This window comes from Paraburkholderia sp. PAMB 6770 (genome assembly GCF_057748135.1).
Genome location: NZ_CM173239.1, coordinates 387900 through 412719, shown reverse-complemented (window position 1 = coordinate 412719; position 24820 = coordinate 387900). Strand labels below are relative to the sequence as shown.

The following is a 24820-nucleotide window of genomic DNA, read 5'->3' as shown; positions in this document are numbered from 1 at the left end:
TGCCGCATCCGGGAGAGTCGATCCCACGAGATGCCAGACCCGCTCAACGGCGCTCTCAGCCCGCGGTCGGCGACGCCACGGCCTCGCCCTGCTCGGGTGCACGCCTGAGCAGACGTGAAATCACCAGCGCGCACAGCGCGGCAAACAGCGCCGGTCCGGCAGCGATGAGCAGCAGATCGCGCGTGGGCCAGCCGAGCGCCATCAGTGCGCCGCCCAGCGTCGGTCCGAGGATCGCGCCGGTGCGGCCGATCCCGAGCGCCCAGCCGGCCCCCGTCGCGCGCAGACTGGGCGGATAGGCAAACGCGCTCACCGCGTTCGCCCCCGTTTGCGTGCCGATCACGAAGAACCCCGCGAAGAAGGCCACCGCGGTAAAAGCGCTCACGGAGCCGCCTGCGAAAGCGAGCAGCACGAGCGAGACCGCACCGGCACCGAAGCCGATCGCGATCATCGCGAAGGTGTCGATCCTGCGCACCAGCCCGGCAAGCGCAAACGTGCCCAGCACGCTGCCGACCTGCATCAGCGCAGCCGCACGCACCGCCGCGGGAAGATCGATGCCGGACACGTGCGCAATGGTCGGTAGCCACGACACCATGAAATACAGCGACAGGATGTTGGCGAAGAACATCAGCCAGAGCAGGATCGTGCGCGATGTCCGTCCCCCGGTAAACAGGCGGCCGACCGGAAACCCGCTTGCCCTTTCGCCGACGCTCAACGGCGCCCGCGGATCGACCCGCACTGCCGGTGCGATGCGCGCCAGCGTCCGTGCAATCCGGTCGGCCCGCCCTTCACGCGCCAGATCGACGATCGACTGCGGCATCAGGAACACGATTGCGGCCACGATGAACAACGGCGTCAGCCCGCCCAGCACGAACACCGAGCGCCAACCGAGCGCCGGAATCATGAACGACGCAAGCAGCCCGCCCCCGGCGGCGCCGATCGCGTAGCCGGAGGTCGTCACCATCGCCGCGGGCACCTTGAAGCGTCCCGGACAGAACTCGGCCACGTAGGCCACGGTAAGCGGCGTCAGCCCCCCGAGACCGAGTCCGGCGACAAAACGCCAGGCCATCAGACTGGCGATGCCCGAGACCGTCGTGGTCCCCAGCGAGCAGATTGCGAACAGCAGCATGCACGCGCACAGCACGCGCCGGCGACCCAGCCGGTCGCCCAGCGAACCGAAGATGAACGCGCCGAGCGTCGTCCCGACCAGCCCGCTCGAAAAAACCGGGCCGAGCAGCGCGCGCTCCACGCCGAGGCTATGCGTGAGAACCGGCGCAACGTACGTGATGACCTGGATGTCGAAGCCGTCGACCAGCATCGCCATCAGGCACAGCGCCAGCACACGCCACGCAATCGCATTCATCGACGCACGGTCGATGACGTCCGTCACGTCGACGGCGCCCAGCCGGATGGCCCGCAATGATCGTTCCATGAAACCTGTCTCCTGCCAACGACACGATACCGTCGCGCGATGCGACTGTCAGCCCGGCGGTGCCCGTACCGTGTCGATATTCCGTGTTCCGCCGGCTCATGTCCGGGCGAACCTTCCGGTTCCGTGCCCGGAGCGCCCCTGTCAGAACAGGTGGCGCAAGCCGATGCGCGCCGCGACTTCGCTGGGCGAGGACGAGCCGGCCTGACCGAGCAGATCGGGCCCGGCGGGCGCTCCGGTCGAGCCGATCCCGCTTGCGTGCGCGGCCACCGCGACGGCGTAGACGTAGGTGCGCTTGGAGAGCAGGTAGGAGATCCCCGCGTTGCCCTGCCAGTAGTGCGCAAGGTCGCCCTTCGTGTAGTCGCCGCCAATGCCGATCATCACCGCGGGTGTGATCTGATACGTGTAGCTCAGTTCGACGTTGCGCAGAAAATGCGTGCCGGCGAACGGGGTGGACGCGGTCTGGATCACATCGCCATATCGCGTGCTGGTCAGGATCGTCGAGACCATCGACTTGCCGAACGTATAGGCGAGCGCGCCACCCGCCACCTGGTAGTTCTGCGCCGACGCATAACCCGAGTAGACCGTATTCGTGAGCGGATTGGCGAACGACTTGCCGGCCTGCGCTTCGGTGCTTGCGTACCAGAGCGACGTCGCGGGATCGTTGATGTTCGAATAGACGGCGGCATACGACAGGCCGTCGGCCGCGCCCTTGAGCCCGAACTCGTATGCACGGCCCGTCGAGAAGGATCCCGCCACGCCACCAAGCGACAACAGCGCGCTGAACGTGGCGCCCGCGATCGTCGGCGACTCGTACCGGATGACGTTGTTGAGCTGGTATGTGCCGTAGACGTTATCGGCATCGCCCGCGTGCGCGGCAAGACCGCCGCCGAACGTGATGCTCGCGGCGTTCGGATTCAGATACAGCGGAAGCAGTTCGTACTGCCGTCCAAGTTGCACCGAGCCATACTGTTTCGACGACAGGCCCACGATCGCATAGCGCCCGAACAGTGCCCCGTTCTGCCCCAGCTTCCCGCTATTGGTATCGAACCCGCTTTCGATGCGGAAAAAGGCCTGTGTTCCGCCGCCCAGTTCCTCGTTGCCGAGCATGCCCCACTTGGAGCTTCCGCGTCCGCCGCTCGATGCCTCGACATCGGGGTGCCCGCCCGCGTTGGATACGTAGAGCAGGCTGTCGTCCAGTACGCCGTAGAGCGTGACCGAGGACTGGGCCAAAGCGCTCTGGCTGGCGAGCATGCCGGCGGCGATACCCGCCGCGGCTGCCGGAATTGCAATTCGTCGCATTGCTGTCTCCAATGGTTTTATTCGTCGATGGTTCTGCGCATGTTTACGGCAGCGAGTGTCCGGCGCAGTGATCGCATCATGCCGACCCGAAAGTCCTGGAAACAGCCCCTGATCCTCATAGCAGCTGTGAACGCAAGGCACAGTTGGCGAGGCAACAGGGCCGCCGTCGCGCAGCGTCGACCGCATTCGATGAAGCGGATTCAATGAATGCGCGTCACCGACGCGCGGTGGAAGACCGCCCCGAACCGGCGGGTCTTCAGGAGAAAAACAAGGAGGAAAACAAGGAAGAAAACGCGGCGGATCACCGCGCTGCCGGCGACGGCGCACCCGCCCCGTCGAGCCCCCAGTCCGCGGCCTGTGCCAGCCGCTCTTCGAGAAATTTCACGAAGACCTTGACGCGCAGATTGATGTCCCGCCGGCTCTGGAATACCGCGAAAACCGGCTCGCGTTCCTCCGGCAGCCAGTCGGCGAGAATGGTGCGCAGCGTCCCCGCGCGCAGATCCGGCGCGATATGAAACGCCGCCAGACGCGCGATGCCCATCCCCTGGCAGGCCAGCACGCGCAGGAAATTGTCCGAGTTGCTCGCGACGCTTCCCGTCAGCTCGAAGCGGGTGATCGTCGCGCTGCGCGCGCCTTCTTCGTCCGGCGTGCACATCGGCCACACGCTGCGATAGGTCTGCGGGAGAAAATTCAGACAATTGTGGCGCGCGAGATCGGCCGGCGTGCGCGGTGTGCCGGCGCGTCGAAGATACTCCGGCGACGCGCACAGCAGCCACCGCGTCGTCGCAATACGCCTCGCGACCAGCGAGGGATTCGTGACCGGTCCCACCTGCAGCGAGAGATCGATGTCCGCGGCAATCAGATCGACCGCGTCGCTGTGCAGAATGAATTCGAGCCGCAGTTGCGGATGTTTTGCCAGAAACTCCGGCAGCAAGAACGCCAGTTGCTGCTGGGCAAAGTTAAGGGTCGTGTGCACGCGAAGCAGTCCGCTCACCGGCGCATCCGTGTGCAGCAGCGATGCTTCCGCTTCCGTGATCGCCTCCAGGGCCCGCACCGCCGCCTGATGGAAACTGCGCCCCTCCTGGGTCAGCGCGAGCGTACGCGACGTGCGGCGCAACAGCCGCACGCCCAGCCGGTTCTCCATCCGGTCGATGAGCTTGCTCACCGCGGAGGGCGTGCAGTCGAGCCTGCGCGACGCCGCGGAGAAACTGCCGCAATCGACCACGCAAACAAACGTCTCAAACTCGCGAAAACGATCCGCACTCATCGCGTCCGGTGCCTCATTCATGCCACAGCGTCACAGGTAGCGCGAGTGTACAAGCGTTTTGCGGCGCGATCCACCAGGCACGGACGCGCCGGGCCGCGCCATTTGCGCGGCGGACCCGGCGCGCGACACCGGAGCCCCTCGTTTACCCCGACCATCTGATCCGCGCCTTCACAGCTTGTATGAAGCCATTCATCTTATGCCGTTCGCCGCATCGCGGCATCATTCATCGCATTCGATCCAGACAGGGTGGAGACAGCAATGGATGTGACACGGGTAGCACTCGTCACGGGCGGCGCAGGCGCGCTGGGCCGTGGCATCGCAGCGCGGCTGCAAAAGGACGGGCACCGGATCGTGCTCGCGGACATCAATGCCGGCGCGTGCGACGAGGCCGCGGCGGCGCTCGGCGGCGACACGTTCGGCGTCGGGATGGACGTCACCTCGACGGCTTCGGTCGAGGCCGCGGTGGCCCGCGTGCTCGACCGGTGCGGGCGTATCGACATCCTCGTCAACAATGCCGGCATCCTCGTCAAGGACGATCATGCATCGATGGACGAGGAAACCTTTGACCGCATCGTCCGCGTCAATCTCAAAGGCCCCTTTATCGTCACGCGCGCGGTCATCCCGGCGATGAAGCAGCAGCGCTACGGCCGGCTCGTCGCGATCACGTCGCGCAACAAGCTGTCCGGCGGCATGCCGGCCTACGCGGCCAGCAAGGCGGGGCTCGATGCCCTCACGGTGGCCTGGGCGCGCGAACTCGGGGACTGGAACATCACCGCCAACGCAGTGGCCCCCGGTTCGATCAAGGTCACCCCTGGCCTCGACATCCTGAATCGCACCCCCGAGCAGCAGCTTGCGAGCAACCGGCTCGCGATCTCGCGCACGCCCATCCAGCGCCTCGCCACGCGCGAGGATATCGCGGGCGCCGTCGCGTATTTCGCGTCCGACGAGGCCGGTTTCGTCACCGGCGAGACGCTCTTCGTTGCCGGCGGATTCCAGCTGGCGCCGGCGAGCCGCTACGCGTCGGACCCGAATTGACACGCTTCGAAGGAGACAGGCGATGAACGCAGGAAAGGCTGTCCGCATCGGCATCATCGGCGCCGTGCACGATCACTTCTGGCCCGTCTGGGGCAAAGGCGTCTTCCACGAGTTTCGCGATCATCCCGGCGTGACGCTGGTCGCGGCCAGCGAGCACCACCCGGAATTGCAGACGCGGCTGCGCACCGAACTCGGCATCGAGCGCATCTATACCGACTACGAGGACATGCTCGAAAAGGAATCGCTCGACGCGGTGCTGATCGGCTTGCCGAGCAATGCGAAGATCGGTCCGGTCCGCGCTGCCGCGCGCAAGGGTCTGCACATCCTGATGGACAAGCCGTTGTGCACGACGATGGACGATGCGCGCGAGATGCAGCGGATCGTGCAGGAGACCGGGGTGCATCTGGTGGTCAATTCGCTGTCGATCTGGAAAGCGCCGCTGCGCAAGGGCTTCGAACTCATCAACGAAGGTGCGATCGGTCGGCCGTTCTGGGCCAAATGGCGCAATGCGAATGCGGGGACGGAGAAAGCGCCCGGCGTATCGCACTTCTTCACCGACTGGCTCTGGGACATGGAGAAGAACGGCGGCGGCATCCTGATCAATTACTGCTACTACGGCATCAGCTACCTCTGCCACCTCTTCGGGCGTCCGCAAAGCGTCTCCGCGATGGCCGGCCACTTCGTGAAGGAACAGATCCCCGCGGAGATGGAGGACAACGCGGTCGTGACAATGAAGTGGGACGGCGCGCTGGGTCAGGCCGAAGGGAGCTGGACGCAATGGGACGAAGGTGCGGTGGAGGTCGATCCGACCAATCGCGGGTTGATCGTCTACGGAACGCAAGGCGTGCTTCGCACCAGCAGCAAGGGCTACGTCGTGCTGGTGAACGATGCGTGTCCGTCCGGCAAGCACATTGACTGCAGCACCGTGCCGGTTCGCTTCAAGGATGGGGCCGAGCACTTTGTCAGCGTGATTCGCGGCGAAAGCGAAGTGGACCCGCTATGCAGCCTCGATCTGAATGTCCTCGTGCAGGAAGTGAGCACCGCGGGCTATCAATCGATCCGGGAAAAGCGGGAGATCACGCTCGCTACAGCGTAAGCGCAGTCATCATGGCGTGGCCGAACGCCGGTCCCGCTGCACGCTGCACGCCTCATTGCGCAACGGGGGCGCCGCCATCGGTCTTGTTGACGCCGCACATCACGATGAGCGAATCCGCGGCCGGCATGATGTACGCCATCTTGTCCACGGGCACGCGCGTCACCGGATGGAGACCGCTGAACTCGATCCAGCCGCCGCCGCGGTCCGCACACGCCAGCGTCTTGCGATTCAGCTCGTCGATATCCACACCGGGCGCGGCGACCGCGGGCTGGTCCACCTTGCGCGGATCGGCCCCGAACGCGCGGAAATAGCCCCGCCGGTCGAGCACGATCACGAACAGGTCGCGGTCGACAAATTCGCCGTCGCGCCGATGAAAGCGCGCTTTCGCGGCCTCCAGGCCGTCGCGGGCAAGCACCTCCACCGCTTTCTCGACCAGCGCGCGGGCTTCGTCCGCACATCCCTGGCGCAGCTTCACGTGGATCACCGCCGCACACAGCTGACTCGCCTGCTCGCGCAGCCGTCCGGCGGACCGGGCCGCACGCTCGACCCTGTGCGCATTGCTGTGCGTGATCTGGTCCAGTCCTTGAACCGCGCGCCCGATCTCCACAAAACCGTCGAGCTGCGCGGCACTCGAAGAGACGATCACGCGCGCCTTGATCGCGACGTCGTCGAGGTGGGCGCCGATCGCGGCCAGCGCGTCGCTCACCTCGCGTATCCCGCTCACGCTGGCTTTCACCTCGGCAAACGAGCCCTCGATCAGCGTCTTCACCTCGGCCGCCGCTTTCGCGCTCCGCTGGGCCAGTTGACGGACTTCCGCTGCCACGACACCGAAACCGCGCCCGGCCTCCCCCGCGCGCGCCGCCTCGACGGCCGCGTTGATCGCCAGCAGGTTGGTCTGAAACGCGATGTCGTTGATCACGGTCATGATGTCGTTCATCCGGCCCGATCGCGCTTCCAGTCCCCGTATCGCACGAACCGCGGCATCCACTTTCGCGGCGCCGTTTCCGGCGGTGCGCCGCACGCGCGCGGTCAATGCATCGGCCTGCCGCGCGTCGCCCGCGTTCGTTTCCACGACCCCGACCAGCTCCACGACCTTGCCGGACGTTTGTGCGAGACTGCTCGCCTGTTCCTGCGTGCGCGCCGCGAGTTCGGTTGCGCTCGCAAGGAGTTCGTCGCCCGCCATGGCCACAAGCTGCGCTTCGCTGCGGATACTCGACACCAGGTGCGAAAACTGACGCATGACGGCTTCCGCAGTGCGGCCGACGCGCGACAGTTCGTCGTTGCCCTGCGATGCGCGCACCCGGGTCAGGTCACCCGCGGCCATTGCATCGAGCATTTCGCGAAGTACGCGGATCGCACGCTGCAGGCTGAAAGCGCAGCACAGCGCGAGATACGCCGAGCCCAACGTGCATCCGGCAGCGACGATCCGCGCCGATGACGCGTGATCGCCGCCGGGCGACAGCATCAGCACGGCATTGCCGCACACCAGCGGCAGCGTGACGAAGACGAGCTTGGGCAGCAGCCGCACCCGCAGCATCAGCGCCATGCCGGGAGCCAGCGTGTACAGGAAGAAACGCGTGAGCATCGGTCTGTCCAGTTCCGGCGCCGCGCACCCGGCATGGGCCGCGGCGCCCGAGGTCGTCGGCTCGTTTATCGTCAGAACTTCACGCGGATGCCGGCGCCGAGCGTGTCGCCGGTCGACTGCCCGCTCAGGTGATCCGACAGATAGGCTGCGTAGACGTCCGTGCGCTTCGACAACGGATAGTCGTAGCCGATCGCCCACGTGTTGCGGGTCACGCCTCCTCCCGCCGACGCGCTGCTTTTCGACCATGCATAAGACGCCAGCACCGAACCCGGTCCAACCGGTATGCTCGCGCCGACTTGCCCCGTGCTGACGCCGAAGTTCCCGGTGGTGGCCTGATCCTGCACGTGCAGATATTGTGCGTAGAGCTTGACGAGCTTGAAGTCGTACGACGCGGCGACTTCCTCCGCTCCCTGGCTGGTCAGTCCCGGCACGCCCGCGAGCGCGTCGCCGATATCGCCGGCCGCTTCGTCGTAGTTGACGTACTGGTAATCGGCCGCGGCCGCGAACGGCCCGTGGAAGTACAGGAGGCTCGCCCCCCACTTGTGCAGCCCGGCTTCGCCCGCTGCATTGCCGAACGCGTACATCGCGCCGCCGGTCAGTCCGCCATAGATCGGCGAGTGGTAGCCTATCGCATTGTTCCAGGCGGTATCCCCTGCAACGCCCTGGCCGCCCAGGCCCAGATACGTTTGCAGCACGACGGGCGAAAACGTGAACGAATCGACGAACGGGTTGAACAGGATCGTCGCGACGAACAGGTCGGTTGTCTGCCGCCCGGCCGTGAACGTTCCATACGGGGATTCAATGCCGGCATACGCATTACGCGCGAAGAAAGCATCGCCCGGATAACGCCCCACCGCCCCGTTCTGCGGCTGAAAGAAGCTTTCGAGCGCGAACACGGCCTTCAGTCCGTCGCCGAGATCCTCCGATCCTTTCAGCCCCCAGTAGGGCGTCGACATGCCGCCGCTGCCTTCCTCCCACGCGTTATGCCCGCCGGGACTCTTCGACATGCCGGCAAACACGTCCGTCTGGCCGTAGAGCGTCACGCTCGATTGCGCAAACGCGTGAACCGCCGACAGCATGCCAGCCAGCGCGACAATCCGCTTCGCGCTCTGGATCGATACTCGCATCATCTTGTCTCCTCCATTATTTTGCATAACTAAATGGTTAAACCGCTAAAACGACATCAAACGATCAGGGCAGGTTCGATCAGCTTGCGCCGGAAAAATCAGAGCGTTTCGGCACCGACGGCAAGATGCGCTTTCGTGTGCGACTGCGGTTCGGGTGCCACCAGACCGAACAGCGTGAACGCGATCGACACGCCGCCCAGAAAGATCCATCCGCCATGAAATCCGGCGAACGCGACAATGCGGCCAAAGCAGATCGGAACCGCAAACCCGCCGATCGCCGCCAGTGTCAGCATCAGCCCGGAAGCCGCCGGCACGTCGTGCGCGGGGATCGAGTCGGGATACATCGCGGGGACGCTGAACCAGGGGGTCAGCCCGATCATCGTCACCAGGCCAATCGCGAGCGCCGCGAGCAGGATCGTGGTTGCATCGAATGCCGGCAGCGCGAGCATCACGCCGCCGCTGACGACGAACGCGCCGCAAATCAGCCAGCGCACGCGCCCGAAATGATCCACGACCCAGCCGCCCAGCAGCGCCGCAGGAATGCCGCTCAGCAGCAGCGCGGCACTGACCTTGCCGGCCGCGATCGCATCGAGTCCGAGAAACCGCTCCGCATAGATGGGCAGGAACTGGGCGGCTGTGAAGAACGCGCCATACGATCCGACAATACTGAGCCCCCACCACCACAGCGCCTTGTGCATCAGGACCCGCCGGACGGCCTGCAGGTTCAGGTGCCCGCCTGACACGGACTGTCCTTCGCCGCGCGGAGCCAGCGGTGCAAACCACGCCGCGAACAGCACGAGGGCGCCCATGCCTCCCGAGAGGACCAGCGCGGCACGCCAGCCCACGGCCGCGACAATCAGCGACCAGATGAACAGGCCGCTGGCCGCGCCGAGTGCGAATGCCACGCCTGTCGTGAGGCCCATGGCCAGCGACAACTCGCGGTCCCTGAACCAGACACTGACGAGCCCCACCGAAGCGCCGAGGCAGCACGCGCCACCGGCGCCGGCCACGAGGCGCGCAACGAGCATCGCCGGATACGACGGCAAGGCAGCCGTGGCCGCCGACGCGGCCGCCTCCACGGCAATGCCGATCAGCAGCGTCGCGCGCATCCCGATGCGGGCGGACAGCCACCCGCCGGGCAGATGAAACAGACCGTAGCCGCCGACGAACGCCGCGATCAGACCGGCAACCTGTGGAATCGACAACCCGAGTTCGCGTGCGATCGCGGGAAACCCGGGAACAACGCAAAACCAGTTCAACGTGAACTGAAACACGCTCAGGCACAAGACCAGCAATGCCAACCATCTGTTTCCCATCTCCGTCTCCATAAAATTTGTAGTCCTGTCTATGTCTGAAGCAGCGCGATATTTCGTGAGATCGACGCCGGGCTACCCCGTCTGTCTGACGAGACGATTCCGCAGCACGCCGATCCGCTCGAACTCGATTTCGACCACGTCACCGTCGCTGAGCCAGCGGTCGATCTCCAGTCCGCAGCCGCCGCCGATCGTGCCCGAGCCGAGAAACTCGCCGACGTGCAGCGTCTCGTCGCGCGACACATGCTCGATGATCCGCTCGAAGCTGTGCCGCATGTCGCGGGTCGAGCCGCGCGACCACTCCTCGCCGTTCACCCGCACGATTACGTCGAGTTCACGCGGATCCGGGATTTCATCGGGCGTGACGATCCACGGGCCCATTGCGTTGCCGGTATCGAAGTCCTTGCCTTTGGCCGGTCCGAACGGCCCCTCCATTTCCTGCTCCTGAAGATCGCGCGCCGTGAAATCATTGAAGATCGTGTAGCCGAAAATATGGTCGCGCGCCTTGTCCGCACCGATGTCCCGGCCTGCGCGTCCGATGTAGACGCCGAACTCCGCTTCGTAGTCCATACGATGTGCGGCGCGCGGCCAGCGAATCTCATGCTCGTGCCCCACCACGTTGAAGCGGTTCGCCTTGTAGTAGATCGGCTGAGCAAGGTACACGGGCGGCAGCGCGATGTCGTCGGGACACGGCACCGTCCCGGGGTCGACGCCGTGCCGGCTCGCGCGCATGCGGCCGATCGCGGCGCCCGCCTGGCGCATGTGCAGATCGAAGGTTGAAAAATCGCGGATCTGCTCGGGCGTCGGAACGGGGGCGAGGAAGCGGATCGCGTCGAAGGCATGAATGAACGGCGCGTCGTGCGAGGTCTTCCCGAGCAGCGCGCGTGCGGTGTCGAGCGCGCGCGCGCCGCCGCGCATCAATGACAGCATGTCGAGAAACGCGGGTTCGCGCGAGCCGTGCAGCATCAGGTGAGCGGCGAACAGATCGATGACGTGGCGCGTACCCGGCCGTACCGCGCCGACCCGTGCGACCCCGTCGGCTTCGACAAACGTGGCGAGGATCACGACGGCTCCTCCATGTCGAGGATCGCCACCGCGCGCGTGAACCCCGCGGACGCCCCCTTGATCTTGTAGGGAAAACAGCAGACGGTAAATCCCGACGGCGGCAGCAGATCGAGATTCGCGAGCTTCTCCAGTTGCCCATAGCCGATCTCGCGACCGGCCTTGTGGCCCTCCCAGACGAGCGATGCGTCGCCGCTGCGCAGATAGGCCTCGCGCGTGTGGGCAAACGGGGCATCCCAGCTCCATGCGTCGGTTCCGACCACACGCACGCCGCGCTCAAGCAGGTAAAGCGTCGCTTCGCGGCCCATCCCGCATCCGCTGTCGACGTACGCGTCGGAGCCGTATTGTGCCGCCGCAGACGTGTTGACCAGCACGATCTCGCGCGGTGCGAGCCGATGCCCGATCCGGACCAGCTCGGCCTCGACCTCGGCGGCGCTCACCACGTGCCCGTCGGCCAGCGCGCGGAAGTCGAGCTTCACACCGGGTGCGAAACACCATTCGAGCGGCAGTTCGTCGATGCCGATCGCCCGTTCACCGCGGTTCATCGTCGACGCGTAGTGCCACGGCGCGTCCATATGCGTACCGCTATGGGTGTGCAGGACGAGATCCTCCACCGCCCAGCCCTCGCCATCCGGCAACGCGTCGGGCGACAGCCCCGGGAACATCGCCGCAAGCTGCCCGGCTCCGTGCCGGTGATCCGTATAGCGGATGTGTGGCCGCAATGGCGGCGGATCGGCGGGAACATCGTTCTCCAACGTCACCGACAGGTCGATAAAACGCAAACGCGCAGTGTCCATGAAACTCCTCCAGTGAGGCGAATGATGGGCCATGTCACCGCGCAATTTTATCGGTAAAATCCACTACATCGACAAATTAGCTAGTTATTGACAAAATTGACGAGGGTAGGCAGGATCGAATCCTCCCCTCCCTCCGCCGTCAACATGGACACTCAGGTCAAGGAAACGCTGACTGAAGCGATTCTCGAACGTCTGGTCGAAGACATCGTGTCGGGCGCACTCGCGCCGGGCCAGAACCTGCGCATCGAGCAGCTCAAGGAGCTGTACGACATCGGCGCGTCGCCGCTGCGCGAAGCGCTATCGAAGCTCACGTCGCTCGGTTTCGTGACGAACGAAACGCGGCGCGGCTTCCGGGTCGCGCCGCTGACCGAAGCGGATTTGCGGGACCTGACGCGCATGCGCCAGCTGATCGAGACGGAGGCGTTGCGCGAAGCGATCGAGACCGGCGACGCGGCGTGGGAAATGGAGATTGCCGGCACGTTTGCGCAGCTTTCGTTTGCGGCGACGCGTCAGTACGATGCGCCATCCGACGCCCGCCGCACGATCGAACAGGCGCACAAGCGCTTTCATGCGGCGCTGCTCGGCGCTTGCCGCTCGCAGCGGCTGAAGGAGTTGCAGTCGACGTTCTATGACCAGGCGAGCCGTTACCGGCAGGTGTTTCTGGCGGATGCGCCGCATATCGAAGGCTTCGTCGAACAGCACGAAAAACTGATGCGGACTGTGCTCGACCGCGACCCGGAAGTGGCGGCGGCATTCCTGCGCGAGCATCTGGCGATCACACCGCATGAAGTGTACAAGTCGGGCAAATTTGCCGCGGAGAACACGGTGCCAAGGCGCAGCGGGGCCCGGGCATCGTCCACAAGGTAGCAGGCAGGATATGGCGTCGCGAAGCGGCCGGATCTCGCGCCGCCCGCGGCGGCTATCCGGTGGTGCGCGAGATGCCTGTTTCCCGGCGGGGGCCAGGGGCGACGCGGTGCGGTGTGCCCGTCGTGCTCCTCATGCAACCGGACGGCTGCACGATCGCTGCCCTGATGTGCCGGGGGCCCGAGTGTCGATCGAGAAATGAGCCGCGCCACCGTCGAGCAGGGCGCCTTGGCGCGGTGATTGAACCGGACCCGAGGGCGCCCCCTGGACAGGACACGACTGCCGGGCCAGCCGATGAGCGTAGCGGCGGGCGCTGCTCGTCACGCTCGCCCAAACGGCAAAGAAGCCGCGAGGCAACCGGCATCACGAATCCGCCATCTCCACGTACGTCGGCTCGCGTTCCACGGCGCTCAGGAAACGGCACCAATCGGCGTGCGCGAGCGCGAGAGTCGACGTGTTGACAAGCGGATGAAACAGCATCCGGGGCACATCCCGCAACCGATCGTCGATCACCAGCTCAACTGCCTTACCTGCATCGTTGACAAGCGCGAGCGGGGACAACGCGCCTGGCGTTACGCCAAGAATGTCGTACAGTACGTCCGCGGAGCACAGGGACAATCGCCCGCACCCGAGCTTGCGTCCGAGCGATGCGGCATCGACCAGCTGGTCTGCCCGCACGACGACCAGCAACACGCGCCGCTTCTTTTTGTCCCGCATCAGGAGATTCTTGCAGCGTATGCCCTCGATCTCCAGTTCAAGCCGACCGGACGCCTGCATCGAGGTCACGGGCGGATGATCGGCCTGCTCGTACGCAATCGCGTGCCCGTCAAGAAACGCGAGCAATTCCTGCCTGCCCGCCATGGGCATCACGCGATCACAGGACATGGCCGAGAAACTCCCGCGTGCGGGGATCCTGGGGCGCGTCGAAAAACGCCGCCGGCGATCCGGACTCGACGATCAGCCCTTTATCCGTGAAAAACACCTGGTGCGCGACTTCGCGCGCAAAGCGCATTTCGTGCGTCACGAGGATGCTGGTCATGCCTTCCGCCACCAGATCCCGTATCGTGCTCAGGACCTCCTTGACGGTTTCCGGGTCGAGCGCGGCCGTCACTTCGTCAAAGAGCATGACGTCCGGGCGCATGGCCAGCGACCGCGCAATCGCCACGCGCTGTTGCTGCCCGCCTGATAGCTGCCCCGGGAACGCCTTCTCCTTGCCCGACAGCCGGACTTTGGCAAGCAGTTCGACCGCGCGCGCCTCGACCTCGTCTTTCGGCTGATGAAGGACATGAACCGGCGCAAGCATGACGTTTTCCAGCACCGTCATGTGCGGAAAAAGGTTGTATTGCTGAAATACCATCGACACGTCCTTGCGCAGCGCGATACGTTCCTTGTCGCCGCGCAGTGTGTGAACAGTATGCCCGGCGGCGAAGACCTCCCCTTCGTCGATGTCGACCAGTCCGTTAATGCAACGCAGGAGCGTCGATTTTCCCGACCCCGATGGCCCGATCAATGCGGCCGCTGTCCCTTTCCGTATTTCGAGCGACATGCCGCGCAGTACCTGGTGGGCGCCAAAGGCCTTCTTCACGTTTCGCACCGATACGATGGGATCTGCCGCGCAGGGCGGGGCGACGTCGATTCGCTGGGTGGCTGTCATAGGTGTCTCCACATTTTCGCTATATCGGATTGACGCTCGTCCGCTTACCGGTAGCGCCGTTCGAGTTGTCGGGTAAACATTGCAATCGGCGCGCAATACACGAAGAACAGCACGAGAATGAGGCCATACACAGGCATCATCAGCGCCGGACTCGCGAGTGCGGACAACACCGAGCTCGCCATGCTGACGCTGTCGTCGACGCCCACAATCGAAACGAGCGGCGTCGACATCATCAGGATTGCATAGGTATTCATCCACGGCGCGGCCATACGCTTGACGGCCTGCGGCAGGATGCAGAGCCTGAGCGTTTGTCTGCGCGTCAGCCCGAGTGCGGCAGCAGCCTCCCATTGACCGGACGGCAACGAGAGAATGCCGCCGCGCACCACTTCGGATACGTTGCCCATGACCGGAAACGAGAGGCCCACGATGCCCTTCACCCATGCCGGGAACGGCACGGACACCCCGAACAGGCTGATCTGATAGGGCAGCAAATAAATGCAGAAAAACAAGATGACGAGCCAGGGCGCGTTCCGGAAGAACTGGGTCACCCACCGGTTCGCCACGCGCACGCCCTTGTGGCTCGATACCTGGCCTATGCCGACCGCGGTGCCGAGGACCGTCCCGATGATCATCGCGACAAAGCTGATCAGGACGTCGAACGCAAAGCCTTTGAGAATCACCGGAAGCCAGGGCAGCAACACCGCCCAGGGAATGCCATGTCCGCTCGCACCGGATGTCTGTGCGACAGCCAGTCCGGGACACGCCAGCGCAAGCGCCGCTGTGCCCCCGATCCGCAACGGTTGCGACGACAGAAAGCGATAGCGCATGTTCATTGTTTCCCCCAGCCCGGTACGGCAACCGACTTTTCCAGCATCGTCATCAGCATCGCGAAAGCGCCGATGACCCCCAGATAGAAGACCAGCAGAACGATCATCATCTCCAGCGTGTTCAGATCCTGAGCCCAGATCTGGGACGACACGTAGAGCAGTTCGGGGACGGCGATCGCATAGGCATTGGTGGTCGTCTTGATCAGGTTGATCAGGTTATTCACCAGCGCCGGCAAACTGATGCGTACCGCGAGGGGCATCACAACTTTCCGGAAGGTTTGAAGATGGCTCATCCCGAGCGACGACGCGGCTTCGAGCATCGAATGCGGCACCGCCTCGATACCGGACCGGAAAATTTCCACATTGAATGCCCCGGCAAACAGGATCAGCGAGACGACCGCCCAGCCGATATTGCCCAGCACGGGGGTGGAGGCGCCGGCCAGATGCGTCAGGAACGGGCTCAGCGCGAAATAGAAGAAATACAGCTGTACGAGCGGTGGCGTGTTCCGGAACAGCCATACATAGGCGTCGGCGCAGATGCGCAGCGCCCGTGACGGCGAACGCTGGAAGAACGCACCGATCACTCCGAGGATCACGCTCCCGACGATGGACGCCGCCGAGAGCATGAACGTCATCGCGATGCCATGCACGAACATGTGCCATTCGAACGCATCGTAGAACACGGAAAAGTTGACGCCCGCGTGGACGCTCAACCACTGAAAGAACCCCGCGATACCATTCATGTCATTGCTCCTTCCGAAGGCATGGCCCGATGGCTCGCATCGGGCGCAACGCCAGCCTGCCTCCGGTCTCCTCCTCTATTCATTGGGCAAAACGTCAAAAGGCGGGACGGGTCGACTCTTCGATGTGGCGACGCGCCTGCCCCGCACCGAGCACACCGGTCTCCTCGAGAATCCGGATCAGCGGTTGCCCCTGATGGACGGACTGCCGGGCAAGCTCGCTCACCTTTGCGTAGCCGAGCGTCGGCACCAGCGCCGTCGCCACGGCCATCGATTCGAACAGGTGCCGCTCGTTGACCTCGACGTTTGCCCGGATTCCCCTCACGCATTTTTCGCGGAACAGGCGTACGCCGTTTGTCAACAACTCCAGCGATTCGAACACCCGGTCGGCCACCACGGGCTCAAAGTGATTGATCTCCAGCTGACCGTACTGCACGGCCTGTGCAACACAGTTATCGTTGCCGACGACCGCAAAACCGAGCTGTACGATCGCCATCGGCACAACCGGATTGACTTTGCCGGGCATGATCGACGAGCCGGCCTGCACCGCCGGCAACATGAGTTCCGCAAGCCCGCCGACGGGCCCCGACGAAAGCAGGATCAGGTCTGACGCGATCTTGGCGAGCGACGTGCCGCATACGCGCAGTTCGGCCGAGATGCGCGAGAACACATCGAGGTTCTGCATTGCATCGAACGAGTCGTCCGGCGCGCAATAGGGCGCGCCGGCGAGCTTGCCGAGGTGAGCCAGTACCGTGCTGCGGTAGCCGGCCGGCGCGCCAAAACCGGTACCGATGGCCGTGCCGCCCAGCGGCAGGACGAGCAATTTGTCCCGCACAGTCTGCAATTCGTCGACGAGTCGCTTTGCCAGCGCAGCATAGCCGCCGAACACCTGGCCGAGCCGCATCGGCTGCGCGTCCTGCAGACAGGTTCTGCCGAGGTGGAGCACATCGGCGAATTCGAGGGACTTGGCCTCGAAGGCCAGTGCGAGCTGCGACAGCTCGGCAACGAGCGGCGCAAGCAGTCCGTAGACTGCCATTTTCATCGCCGCAGGGTAAACATCGTTCGTCGATTGCGAGCGATTGACATGATTGTTCGGATGCACGAGGTCATACTGTCCGGAGACACCGCCGAGCAACTGTTGCGCACGATTGGCAATCACTTCGTTGAAGTTCATGTTGGTCGACGTACCGCCCGACCCCTCCAGCAGGTCGACGACGAGCGACGCAGCATGCTGGCCCTCGACGATTTCGCGACAGGCGCCGACGATCGCATCACACTGTTCGCGCGTCAGCACGCCGAGGTCGAAATTGGCCAGCGCCGCTGCCCATTTGCAGTGCGCAAATGCCTTGACGAATTCCGGCACATCTCCAATGGTCCGCTTCGATACGCGCAGATTCTCCACGCCGCGCACGGAATTCACGCCATATAGTTGATGATCAGGAATACTGACCTCTCCCCAGTAATCGCTTTCGACCCGGGTCGACGTCTCGGTGTTACCGCTCATGTTCTGTCTCCGTTTCAATTTCAATGAGCTTCGGAAGCTCGGGATGGATTTCCGCAAGTCGCTTTAACAGCGAGTCCGATACGATCGAATGGGCGATCGCGTAAACTTCTTCGAACAGGCTGCTGTATTCGTCGCGGCGCGCGAGAAGATAAAGCGAGCGGCCCGCAGTCGATGCGCCGAGCACATGCAGCTTCACCTTTCTTGCGTATTCACCGGCCTGCAACAGGCACATTGGCGTCGTGATCGCCCATCCGATGTCGCCCGCGACAATCGACGTCAACGTGTCGGCTGTGTCCACTTCCAGACGACGCGGGATCCGGACATCGATACGGCGCAGAAAGCGCTCGATTTGCGCACCGATATGAGACTGGCGATTAAAGCGAACGATGGGCAACGTCTCGCCCAGTTCGCTCAGATCCGCCGGGGTTCGCACGCTCGCCTTGTGCTGCCGGGGTGTGATCACCACGAACTGTTCGGACAGCAGCCGGCGACGCTCGATCCCATCGAGATCCGCCAGCGGATCGGTCGATACGACGATGTCGAGGTCGCGCCCGACGAGCGCTTCGCTGTGATAGGGCGCGAGGCCGGTGCGAACCGAGAGCGTGGTCGACTCATTGAGCATCGCCTTGATGAACGCTGGCCCACATGTTCCCGCGAATGAGTCGACCAGCCCCACACGCACATCCGGCTTGATGCCCTTGCTCGCATCAATGACGTGAGCCTTCAGACGATTCATATCCTCCAGCAGCGTGACGCCGCGATTGCGCAGCGCCAGACCCGCCGCGGTGAGTGTCAGTGGACGGCGCTCACGGTTGAACAGCACGACACCGAACTGATCTTCGAGTTGCCGGATGCTTTGCGAGACCGCGGACTGGGTCAGGCCGAGCCGCCTCGCGGCGCTCGACATGTTCCGCTCCTCCGCGGTCGTTACGAAGATCTGAAGGGTTTGCATATCCATGAATTTGACGGCGGGCATAAGTGATCCCTCGGAAGCAGACTAAGCGTCACCCAGTAGATAATCAAATGTTACGTCAACACTATCAGCCACGCTAATGTTAGTGCGCAGCTTTGCTAATAGCAGACCGCAACTATTTGAAAACGGATATGGGGATGCGTAGGCTTCGGGTGCCGGGATCCCTATCGCGGTCTGGTGAAACGGGTCATACAAAACGGGCGCGAGCCTGAACTCTGGAGGAGTCCATCGTGAAATCGCTGTTTGGAGTTGTCCTGTCGCTCTGTGTAGCGGCATTCAGCATGCAGGCGCATGCGGGCGCGGATTCATTGAATCAGATCAAAAGCGCGGGGGTCATCAAGATTGGTGTGAATACGGACTACCGTCCGTTTGGCATGCGAGACCAGACGGGGCAGATTGTCGGATTCGAACCCGATCTCGCGCATGATATCGGCAAGCGACTGGGCGTGAAGGTCGAGATGGTTCCGGTCCAACCCGCCAACCGCATCCAGTTTCTTCAGCAGGGCCGTATCGACGTCATCCTCGCGAGCCTCACCTATAACGAGGAGCGCGCCAAGGTGGTCGACTTTATCCAGCCGTTCTACTATGCCGGCGGTACCGGTTTCATCGCACGCAAGGGCTCCGGTTTCAAACAATGGTCCGATCTGCGCGGCAAGACCGTGTGCGGCGTGCAAGGCACGTACTACAACCGGGACGTCAGCGAGCGGTATGGCGTGAACATCGCGGCATTTGCAGACCTCACGCAGGCGATTAACGCGTTGTTCAACAATTCCTGTGTCGGGTTCGTCGAAGACAGCACAGTAACCGCACAGTTGCTCCACGATGGCAAGCTGCAGGGCTTCGACGAACCGCTCCCCCCGGACCATCTGCAACCGTGGGGTCTGGCGGTCGCCGAGGATAACGCGAACACCCCGCTGAGCACGTTCCTCTCGAACACGGTCGCGTCGTGGCACAAGAGCGGCGAACTGATCGATCTGGAAAAGAAATGGGGATTGCCCGCATCCGAATGGTTGCAGGCACAACATAAAAAGGCGCTGTAAGGCACATCCCGATCTTGTACGGCGCGCCGGATAACGGCGCGCTTTGTTTTTCCGCTAGTGCAAACTGGGTGCTATCTGCTAGCATGATTTTATGGTTGCGTACGCAACGATTTCACCACGCATTCATGCGGACCCGCGCGATGACCATGCGCGGCTATCGGTCGCAGCCCGCGTTTTCATCATAACGACTTTCTGCCGGCATAGAATGAAGGCATGAACAAATCGAACAGGCCACCGGGGAAAATCCGGGAGTGTCGGGCGTTGCCGCCCAGGTCGGTCGCAAGAACGCCCCGGCTGCAGCGCTCTCCATCCCGGACATTGCGAATGTATTGCCGTCGTTCGAAGCTCGGCTTGCGCGATCGCACGCAACCAACCGGCTTTCGCGCCTGGCACGCAAGGACGCTTGCGTCCCGTGCACTCCTGCGCGCTGCCGTGCCGGTACACCTTCTCTTCAACTGTGCCGGGCATCTACCCGCCCGTGCTGACGGACGGCACGCAAGCGCGCGTTCGTCTTGCGCGCCCTGCTCGCGTCCCAGGCCATTTGCCAACCCGCAAAAAAACCAGAATATGCGCCACATGCCGACTCACAACGACGACGGCTAGCCGGGCATCGTGTGTACGCGTCGCCGCCTACCTCGACTCGTGGATCGATGAAGCGATGGCATACCGTATCGGCAAGCCGTCGTGGACCTGATCGGGACATGTGCGCTTATGGCCTCGGTCGTCGTCCTTCGCTCATTGACGCCGACCTGTCGACCCAACGCTCGCCGAAGCACGCTGGGGCCTCACAGACGATGACGACGGCTGCGCAAACGGGAACCTCCGGCGCTCAGGACCGGAGAAGCATCAACGTGAAAAACAGAAACGACAATGACCAATTTCAAGGTTTCAACACGCCTCGCGATGGGCTTCGGCGCCATGTTGGCGTTATTGCTGGTCGTGGTGGCAATAAGCTTCTACGGACTATCCACGCTCCATGCGCATCTCGACGAGATTACTCAGGTAAACAACGCTGAAGCAACATTAGCCAACAAGATGAAGGAGTCCGTTGCCGACCAGGCTATCGCGATTCGCAATGTAGTGCTGCTGACCGACGCAGCCGCGATGGCCGAGGAATCGGACCGACTGGCGAAACAGCGGACCCTCTACGCCGAGGCGGACAAGGCGCTGGGCGACATGTTCGCAACAGACCCGACCACAACGGAACGCGAGCACGCGCTTTATGCGCAGATCGAGCAGGACCAGACGATAGCGGCGCCGCTCATGGCAAAGGCGGAAGCGTTGGGTCAAGCCAATAATCTCGCGGACGCGACACGATTGCTGACTCAGTCCGTCGAACCCAAACAGCACATCTGGCTGGAGCATCTCGGCCAGCTTGCCGACTTCGAGAACACACTGAACGTGCGCGCCGCCGCGGACGCCGACACCGCCTATCAGTCGGTTCGGATCATCACGTTGCTGATCGTTGCGCTTTCGCTCGTTTCCGGCGTGTCCATCGCGTTTTATATTGTGCGCGGCATCCTGAAGCAACTGGGCGGCGAGCCTGCGCAGGCCCAGGAACTGGCTCGTCAGATCGCGCTCGGCAACCTGATGCACAAGGTGCAAATCGCCGCTAGCGACTCAAGCAGCCTGATGGCCTCGCTTGAGACAATGCGCACGCGGTTGAGCGGGATCGTTGCCGACATCAAGGCTTCAGCCGAATCCATTTCCGTCGCCGCCGGAGAGATCGCGCAGGGGAACGTCGACCTGTCGCAACGTACCGAAGAACAGGCGGCTTCGCTTGAAGAAACCGCAGCGAGCATGGAAGAGCTGACGTCGACGGTTCGACAGAATACCGAAAACGCGCGACAGTGCAACTCGCTGGCGAATTCGGCGGCACAGACCGCGGTTGCCGGCGGCGATGTCGTGGCGAGCGTCGTGGCAACGATGCAGGAAATCTCCGCCAGCTCGTCCAAAGTGGCCGAGATCATCACGGTTATCGAAGGCATTTCTTTTCAGACAAATATTCTGGCGCTCAATGCAGCCGTGGAGGCCGCGCGGGCGGGCGAGCAAGGGCGAGGGTTCGCGGTCGTTGCGGGCGAAGTGCGGACACTTGCGCAGCGCAGCGCGATCGCAGCAAAGGAGATCAAGGATCTGATCAGCACCTCGGTCGAGCAGGTCGCGACGGGCTCGACGCTCGTCCAGAACGCGGGTCAGACGATGAACGAGGTCGTGGGATCGGTCAAACGGGTCACGCACGTGATGGGCGAGATCGCCGCCGCGTCGGGGGAACAGAGTACCGGGATCGAGCAGGTGAACGTCGCCGTGAGCCAGATGGACGAAGTGACCCAGCAGAACGCCGCATTGGTCGAACAGGCGAGCGCGGCGGCACAAGCGATGGCCGATCAGGCACAGAGTCTCCGCGAAGCCGTGGCGATTTTCCGCATCGACATCCACGCGAGCGAACAGACCCGCCTGTAGCGGGCCATCGCAGCGCGCCGATCGTCGTCATCGCAGCCGGAGCGCCTTCGCGCACCGGCGAGGTTGACGCGCGACGACAGACCGATGGACCGCAGGAACCGGCGGGCGACTCAAGTACCTCCGCGCGCCAGTTCGCGGTTTGTCCACGCGGGGACAGCGGGTCGCCTTCGAATTTGAGCAGCGAGCAGCGCCGTATCGCCGACCCGCACGCTGGATGTATTTTTTTCGATGCGAGTGAGTATAGTTTTCCGAGCTGGCGACGCGTCAGGCCGTTGGCCCGTCTATCGACACACACTGCTATGCGCCTGCACCACCTTTTCCCTGCAATGGAACCGGAGACCCGCAACCGGTTTCATATCCATTCACTCCGCCACCAGCGCACGCTGTCCTGCGCGACCATGGCGCTTTCAATCGCCGCATATGGGCTGTTTGTCGCGGCGCGCGCCAATCTTGCTGCGGCGCGCGTGCCCTTCTCCCTCTGCCTCTTCTCGGGAATCGTGCTGGTCATGCTCGTCCACGCGGTTCGGCGAGCCATGTCCGTTACCACGTTCGGACTCGTCGGCATGGGATATATCGCAGTCCTTCAGGTAACGGCCAACCTCCTTGTCGAAGGGGTCGACAATCCGTTAGCCTGGATGACGCCCGCCGTCGTCGCGATTGCACTGTGCGCTGCTCCGCTGTGGCTCACCTCCCGCCATTTCATCGCCGGCTCCATCGTCCATTACACGCTCGTCTTGCCGTTCGCCGCCGGCCTGCCTGAAGGCAATGGGGCAACAGCGATTTTCTCGATGTGGGTTGCGATCAGCTTCACTACCGCGATCGTGCTGCATATCGGCTTCCGCCGGTTCCGCTTCGAACATTTTCTGCTCGAAGAAAAGCTCATTGATCAAGCCGGCGCGGATTCGCTCACCGGACTACGCAATCGCCGCGCGTTCTTCGAGGCGGCCGCGCTCACCATCGCGCGACGGGCGCAATCCGGACAGACGACCGCGGCACTGTTCATTCACCTCGACCGCTTCCGCTCCCTCACCGAACAATTTGGCCGCGCAAGCGGAGAAGCCGCCCTGTCCGAGGTCGCGACCAGGCTGACGTCGGCCGCGCCTCCCAGCGCGCTTGTCGGACGGATCGACGGCGGAGAATTTGTATTGCTTGCCCCGTTTGGGTCTGGGTCGGATCTGACGGCCTGCCTGGAACAGTTACGCACCGCCGTCGCATCAGTCAGTCGCGGCGGCGATCATCTGACCGCCTGCATGGGTGTGGCAATCCTGAGAAGCGAAGACACGGTGCAATCGCTTTTCGACCGCGCCGACGAAGCGCGCTTGCGGGCGCGTCATGCGGGGCGCAATCAGGTGGCGTTTGAGCGCCCTGACCAGACCATTGCCGTGCGGAACACCGCGGCATGGCCCCCGGCGCGCTCCGCCCCATCGGCATCGCTCGGGACATCCAGTCAGGCAGTGCGTTGGCGTGAATTCACGCTGCTATCTCACTTCCAGCCAATCTGGTGTCTCTCGCAGCAGAAAATTATCGGATACGAAGCGCTGTTGCGCGGCGTGGATGAGCAGGATGCGCTCGTGCCGCCCGTCCGCCTTTTTGCGAATCTGGTGGATTCGGTTGTTACAGAGCTGGATAGGTACGCTCATCAATCCCACTTGCATCACGCGGCACGTTATTTCGATCGCGGCACGCAATTCTTTATCAATATTTCCCCCGCCACATTCGTCGTCGAGGGCTACGAAATCGAGCTTGCGCGCCGTATCGTCGACGCGGGCGGCGATCCACGAAAGATCGTTCTCGAAGTACTCGAATCGGATAACATCGACCTCGACGTGCTGTCACTCACCGCGCAACGATACCGCGACTGTGGCTTCCTTATTGCCGTAGACGATTTTGGAGCCGGTTATTCGAATCTCGACCGCTTATTGCGAATCCAGCCGGATTTCGTGAAGCTCGATGGCGAGCTGATCGGTGCACGCAACCGGGCATCCGGTCAACCGTTACTGCCAGGCCTTGTCGCCATGCTGCACGACGCAGACATGCTCGTCATCGTGGAAGGCGTCGAAACCACGGAGGAATTGCTGCTGGCAGTCGAGGCCAAGGCCGATTTTGTTCAGGGCTATCTCCTCGGCCGGCCGGCCGAACACATCAAGCGGGATGAGCGCGCCCGACAGCGGATCGATCATGCGTTCGACGTGGTGGCCGCGACGCGCGCCTTGCGTGTCGATCAATTCGAACTGCTGGTTCGACCCTACGTTCAGGCCGCACTCGCGGCCACGCGCGCGATACTGGACGGTACTGCGCATGACAGCGCACTCGCCGGCCTGCGGCAAGACGGATTTTGCAGACATTGCTTCGTGCTCGACGAAAAAGGCAAGCCGATCGCCTCCCATGCATTCGATTCCGCCATACCGGCTGACAGCAGATGGGATCATTGTTCGTTCTTCTGGCGCGCGATGGCGCGCCCCGGCGAAGCGAGCATCACAGGACCCATGCTGTCGCCGCTGGGAAGGCGTTCGAGTGTCTTCGTGTCCGTGGCGTTCGGGATCGAGGGCAGTTTTGCCTTGCTGGCGATCGAGCTCGACTGGCCTGCGGTCGTGAGCGACGGTGGACAGACGAAGCCTCGTTCAACGGCATCCACTGCGACCTGAGACGTGTGCAAGGTCATCGAAGCAATGACGAACGTTCATCCAACGGCGCAAGGCATGCTCAACGACGCGCGTTGCCGTCGCTCCCGATACTTTCGTCATGGCG

General features: G+C 63.4%; 20 protein-coding genes. 6 read left to right on the top strand and 14 right to left on the bottom strand.

The features are described from left to right. Positions 1-55: 55 nt before the first annotated feature. From AC3AP7_RS19430 to AC3AP7_RS19420, 3 genes are all read right to left on the bottom strand, one after another. Entirely contained in the window at positions 56-1429 is a 1374-nt protein-coding gene (locus AC3AP7_RS19430; RefSeq protein ID WP_487364205.1) for an MFS transporter, read from the bottom strand. A 141-nt stretch (positions 1430-1570) separates the two neighbouring features. After that, complete coding sequence (locus AC3AP7_RS19425; RefSeq protein WP_487364204.1) at positions 1571-2728, bottom strand: porin; 1158 nt, start codon at positions 2726-2728, stop codon at positions 1571-1573. 301 nt (positions 2729-3029) lie between these two features. Next, complete coding sequence (locus AC3AP7_RS19420) at positions 3030-3995, bottom strand: LysR family transcriptional regulator (RefSeq protein ID WP_487364203.1); 966 nt, start codon at positions 3993-3995, stop codon at positions 3030-3032. A gap of 258 nt (positions 3996-4253) precedes the next feature. On the opposite strand from AC3AP7_RS19420, the gene AC3AP7_RS19415 reads away from it, so the two are divergent. Next, the gene (locus AC3AP7_RS19415; RefSeq protein ID WP_487364202.1) at positions 4254-5030 is read left to right on the top strand and encodes an SDR family NAD(P)-dependent oxidoreductase; all 777 of its coding nucleotides are present in this window, start codon (positions 4254-4256) and stop codon (positions 5028-5030) included. Between the two features lie 22 nt (positions 5031-5052). Continuing rightward, positions 5053-6126: a Gfo/Idh/MocA family protein gene (locus AC3AP7_RS19410; protein WP_487364201.1), complete on the top strand. Its 1074-nt coding sequence runs from the start codon at positions 5053-5055 to the stop codon at positions 6124-6126. Between the two features lie 52 nt (positions 6127-6178). On the opposite strand, the gene AC3AP7_RS19405 is transcribed toward AC3AP7_RS19410, so the two are convergent. From AC3AP7_RS19405 to AC3AP7_RS19385, 5 genes are all read right to left on the bottom strand, one after another. Next, on the bottom strand, positions 6179-7309 hold the full coding sequence (locus AC3AP7_RS19405; protein ID WP_488324872.1) for a methyl-accepting chemotaxis protein: 1131 nt from the start codon (positions 7307-7309) through the stop codon (positions 6179-6181). 473 nt (positions 7310-7782) lie between these two features. Further along, positions 7783-8838 carry a porin gene (locus AC3AP7_RS19400; RefSeq protein WP_487364942.1) on the bottom strand — a complete coding sequence of 352 codons (1056 nt, stop codon included), beginning with the start codon at positions 8836-8838 and terminating at the stop codon, positions 7783-7785. 98 nt (positions 8839-8936) lie between these two features. Beyond that, entirely contained in the window at positions 8937-10154 is a 1218-nt protein-coding gene (locus AC3AP7_RS19395) for an MFS transporter (RefSeq protein ID WP_487364199.1), read from the bottom strand. Between the two features lie 72 nt (positions 10155-10226). Beyond that, positions 10227-11216, bottom strand: a complete 990-nt coding sequence (locus tag AC3AP7_RS19390; RefSeq protein ID WP_487364198.1) for a fumarylacetoacetate hydrolase family protein — start codon at positions 11214-11216, stop codon at positions 10227-10229. Then, on the bottom strand, positions 11213-12010 hold the full coding sequence (locus tag AC3AP7_RS19385; RefSeq protein WP_487364197.1) for a cyclase family protein: 798 nt from the start codon (positions 12008-12010) through the stop codon (positions 11213-11215). The genes AC3AP7_RS19390 and AC3AP7_RS19385 overlap by 4 nt, the downstream gene beginning before the upstream one ends. 144 nt (positions 12011-12154) lie before the next feature. Here AC3AP7_RS19385 and AC3AP7_RS19380 point away from each other — a divergent pair, with 144 nt between their 5' ends. Further along, positions 12155-12877 (top strand): GntR family transcriptional regulator, encoded by a 723-nt coding sequence (locus AC3AP7_RS19380; RefSeq protein WP_487364196.1) that lies wholly within the window; start codon positions 12155-12157, stop codon positions 12875-12877. Between the two features lie 360 nt (positions 12878-13237). On the opposite strand, the gene AC3AP7_RS19375 is transcribed toward AC3AP7_RS19380, so the two are convergent. From AC3AP7_RS19375 to AC3AP7_RS19350, 6 genes are all read right to left on the bottom strand, one after another. Continuing rightward, the gene (locus tag AC3AP7_RS19375) at positions 13238-13759 is read right to left on the bottom strand and encodes a prolyl-tRNA synthetase associated domain-containing protein (protein ID WP_487364195.1); all 522 of its coding nucleotides are present in this window, start codon (positions 13757-13759) and stop codon (positions 13238-13240) included. Continuing rightward, positions 13749-14528: an amino acid ABC transporter ATP-binding protein gene (locus AC3AP7_RS19370; RefSeq protein WP_487364194.1), complete on the bottom strand. Its 780-nt coding sequence runs from the start codon at positions 14526-14528 to the stop codon at positions 13749-13751. Before AC3AP7_RS19370 ends, AC3AP7_RS19375 begins: the two co-directional genes overlap by 11 nt. 44 nt (positions 14529-14572) lie before the next feature. Next, on the bottom strand, positions 14573-15355 hold the full coding sequence (locus tag AC3AP7_RS19365) for an amino acid ABC transporter permease (RefSeq protein WP_487364193.1): 783 nt from the start codon (positions 15353-15355) through the stop codon (positions 14573-14575). A 2-nt stretch (positions 15356-15357) separates the two neighbouring features. Then, complete coding sequence (locus AC3AP7_RS19360; RefSeq protein WP_487364192.1) at positions 15358-16098, bottom strand: amino acid ABC transporter permease; 741 nt, start codon at positions 16096-16098, stop codon at positions 15358-15360. A gap of 94 nt (positions 16099-16192) precedes the next feature. Then, complete coding sequence (locus AC3AP7_RS19355; protein ID WP_487364191.1) at positions 16193-17599, bottom strand: aspartate ammonia-lyase; 1407 nt, start codon at positions 17597-17599, stop codon at positions 16193-16195. Beyond that, the gene (locus tag AC3AP7_RS19350) at positions 17589-18575 is read right to left on the bottom strand and encodes a LysR family transcriptional regulator (RefSeq protein WP_487364190.1); all 987 of its coding nucleotides are present in this window, start codon (positions 18573-18575) and stop codon (positions 17589-17591) included. Before AC3AP7_RS19350 ends, AC3AP7_RS19355 begins: the two co-directional genes overlap by 11 nt. 227 nt (positions 18576-18802) lie before the next feature. On the opposite strand from AC3AP7_RS19350, the gene AC3AP7_RS19345 reads away from it, so the two are divergent. The 3 genes from AC3AP7_RS19345 (at position 18803) to AC3AP7_RS19335 (ending at position 24717) form a co-directional block, all read left to right on the top strand. After that, positions 18803-19612: a transporter substrate-binding domain-containing protein gene (locus AC3AP7_RS19345; RefSeq protein WP_487364189.1), complete on the top strand. Its 810-nt coding sequence runs from the start codon at positions 18803-18805 to the stop codon at positions 19610-19612. 870 nt (positions 19613-20482) lie between these two features. Beyond that, positions 20483-22072, top strand: a complete 1590-nt coding sequence (locus AC3AP7_RS19340; RefSeq protein WP_487364188.1) for a methyl-accepting chemotaxis protein — start codon at positions 20483-20485, stop codon at positions 22070-22072. Positions 22073-22371: 299 nt separating this feature from the next. Beyond that, a complete protein-coding gene (locus tag AC3AP7_RS19335; protein WP_487364187.1) occupies positions 22372-24717 on the top strand; it encodes an EAL domain-containing protein in 2346 nt (781 codons plus the stop codon). Positions 24718-24820 lie beyond the last annotated feature (103 nt).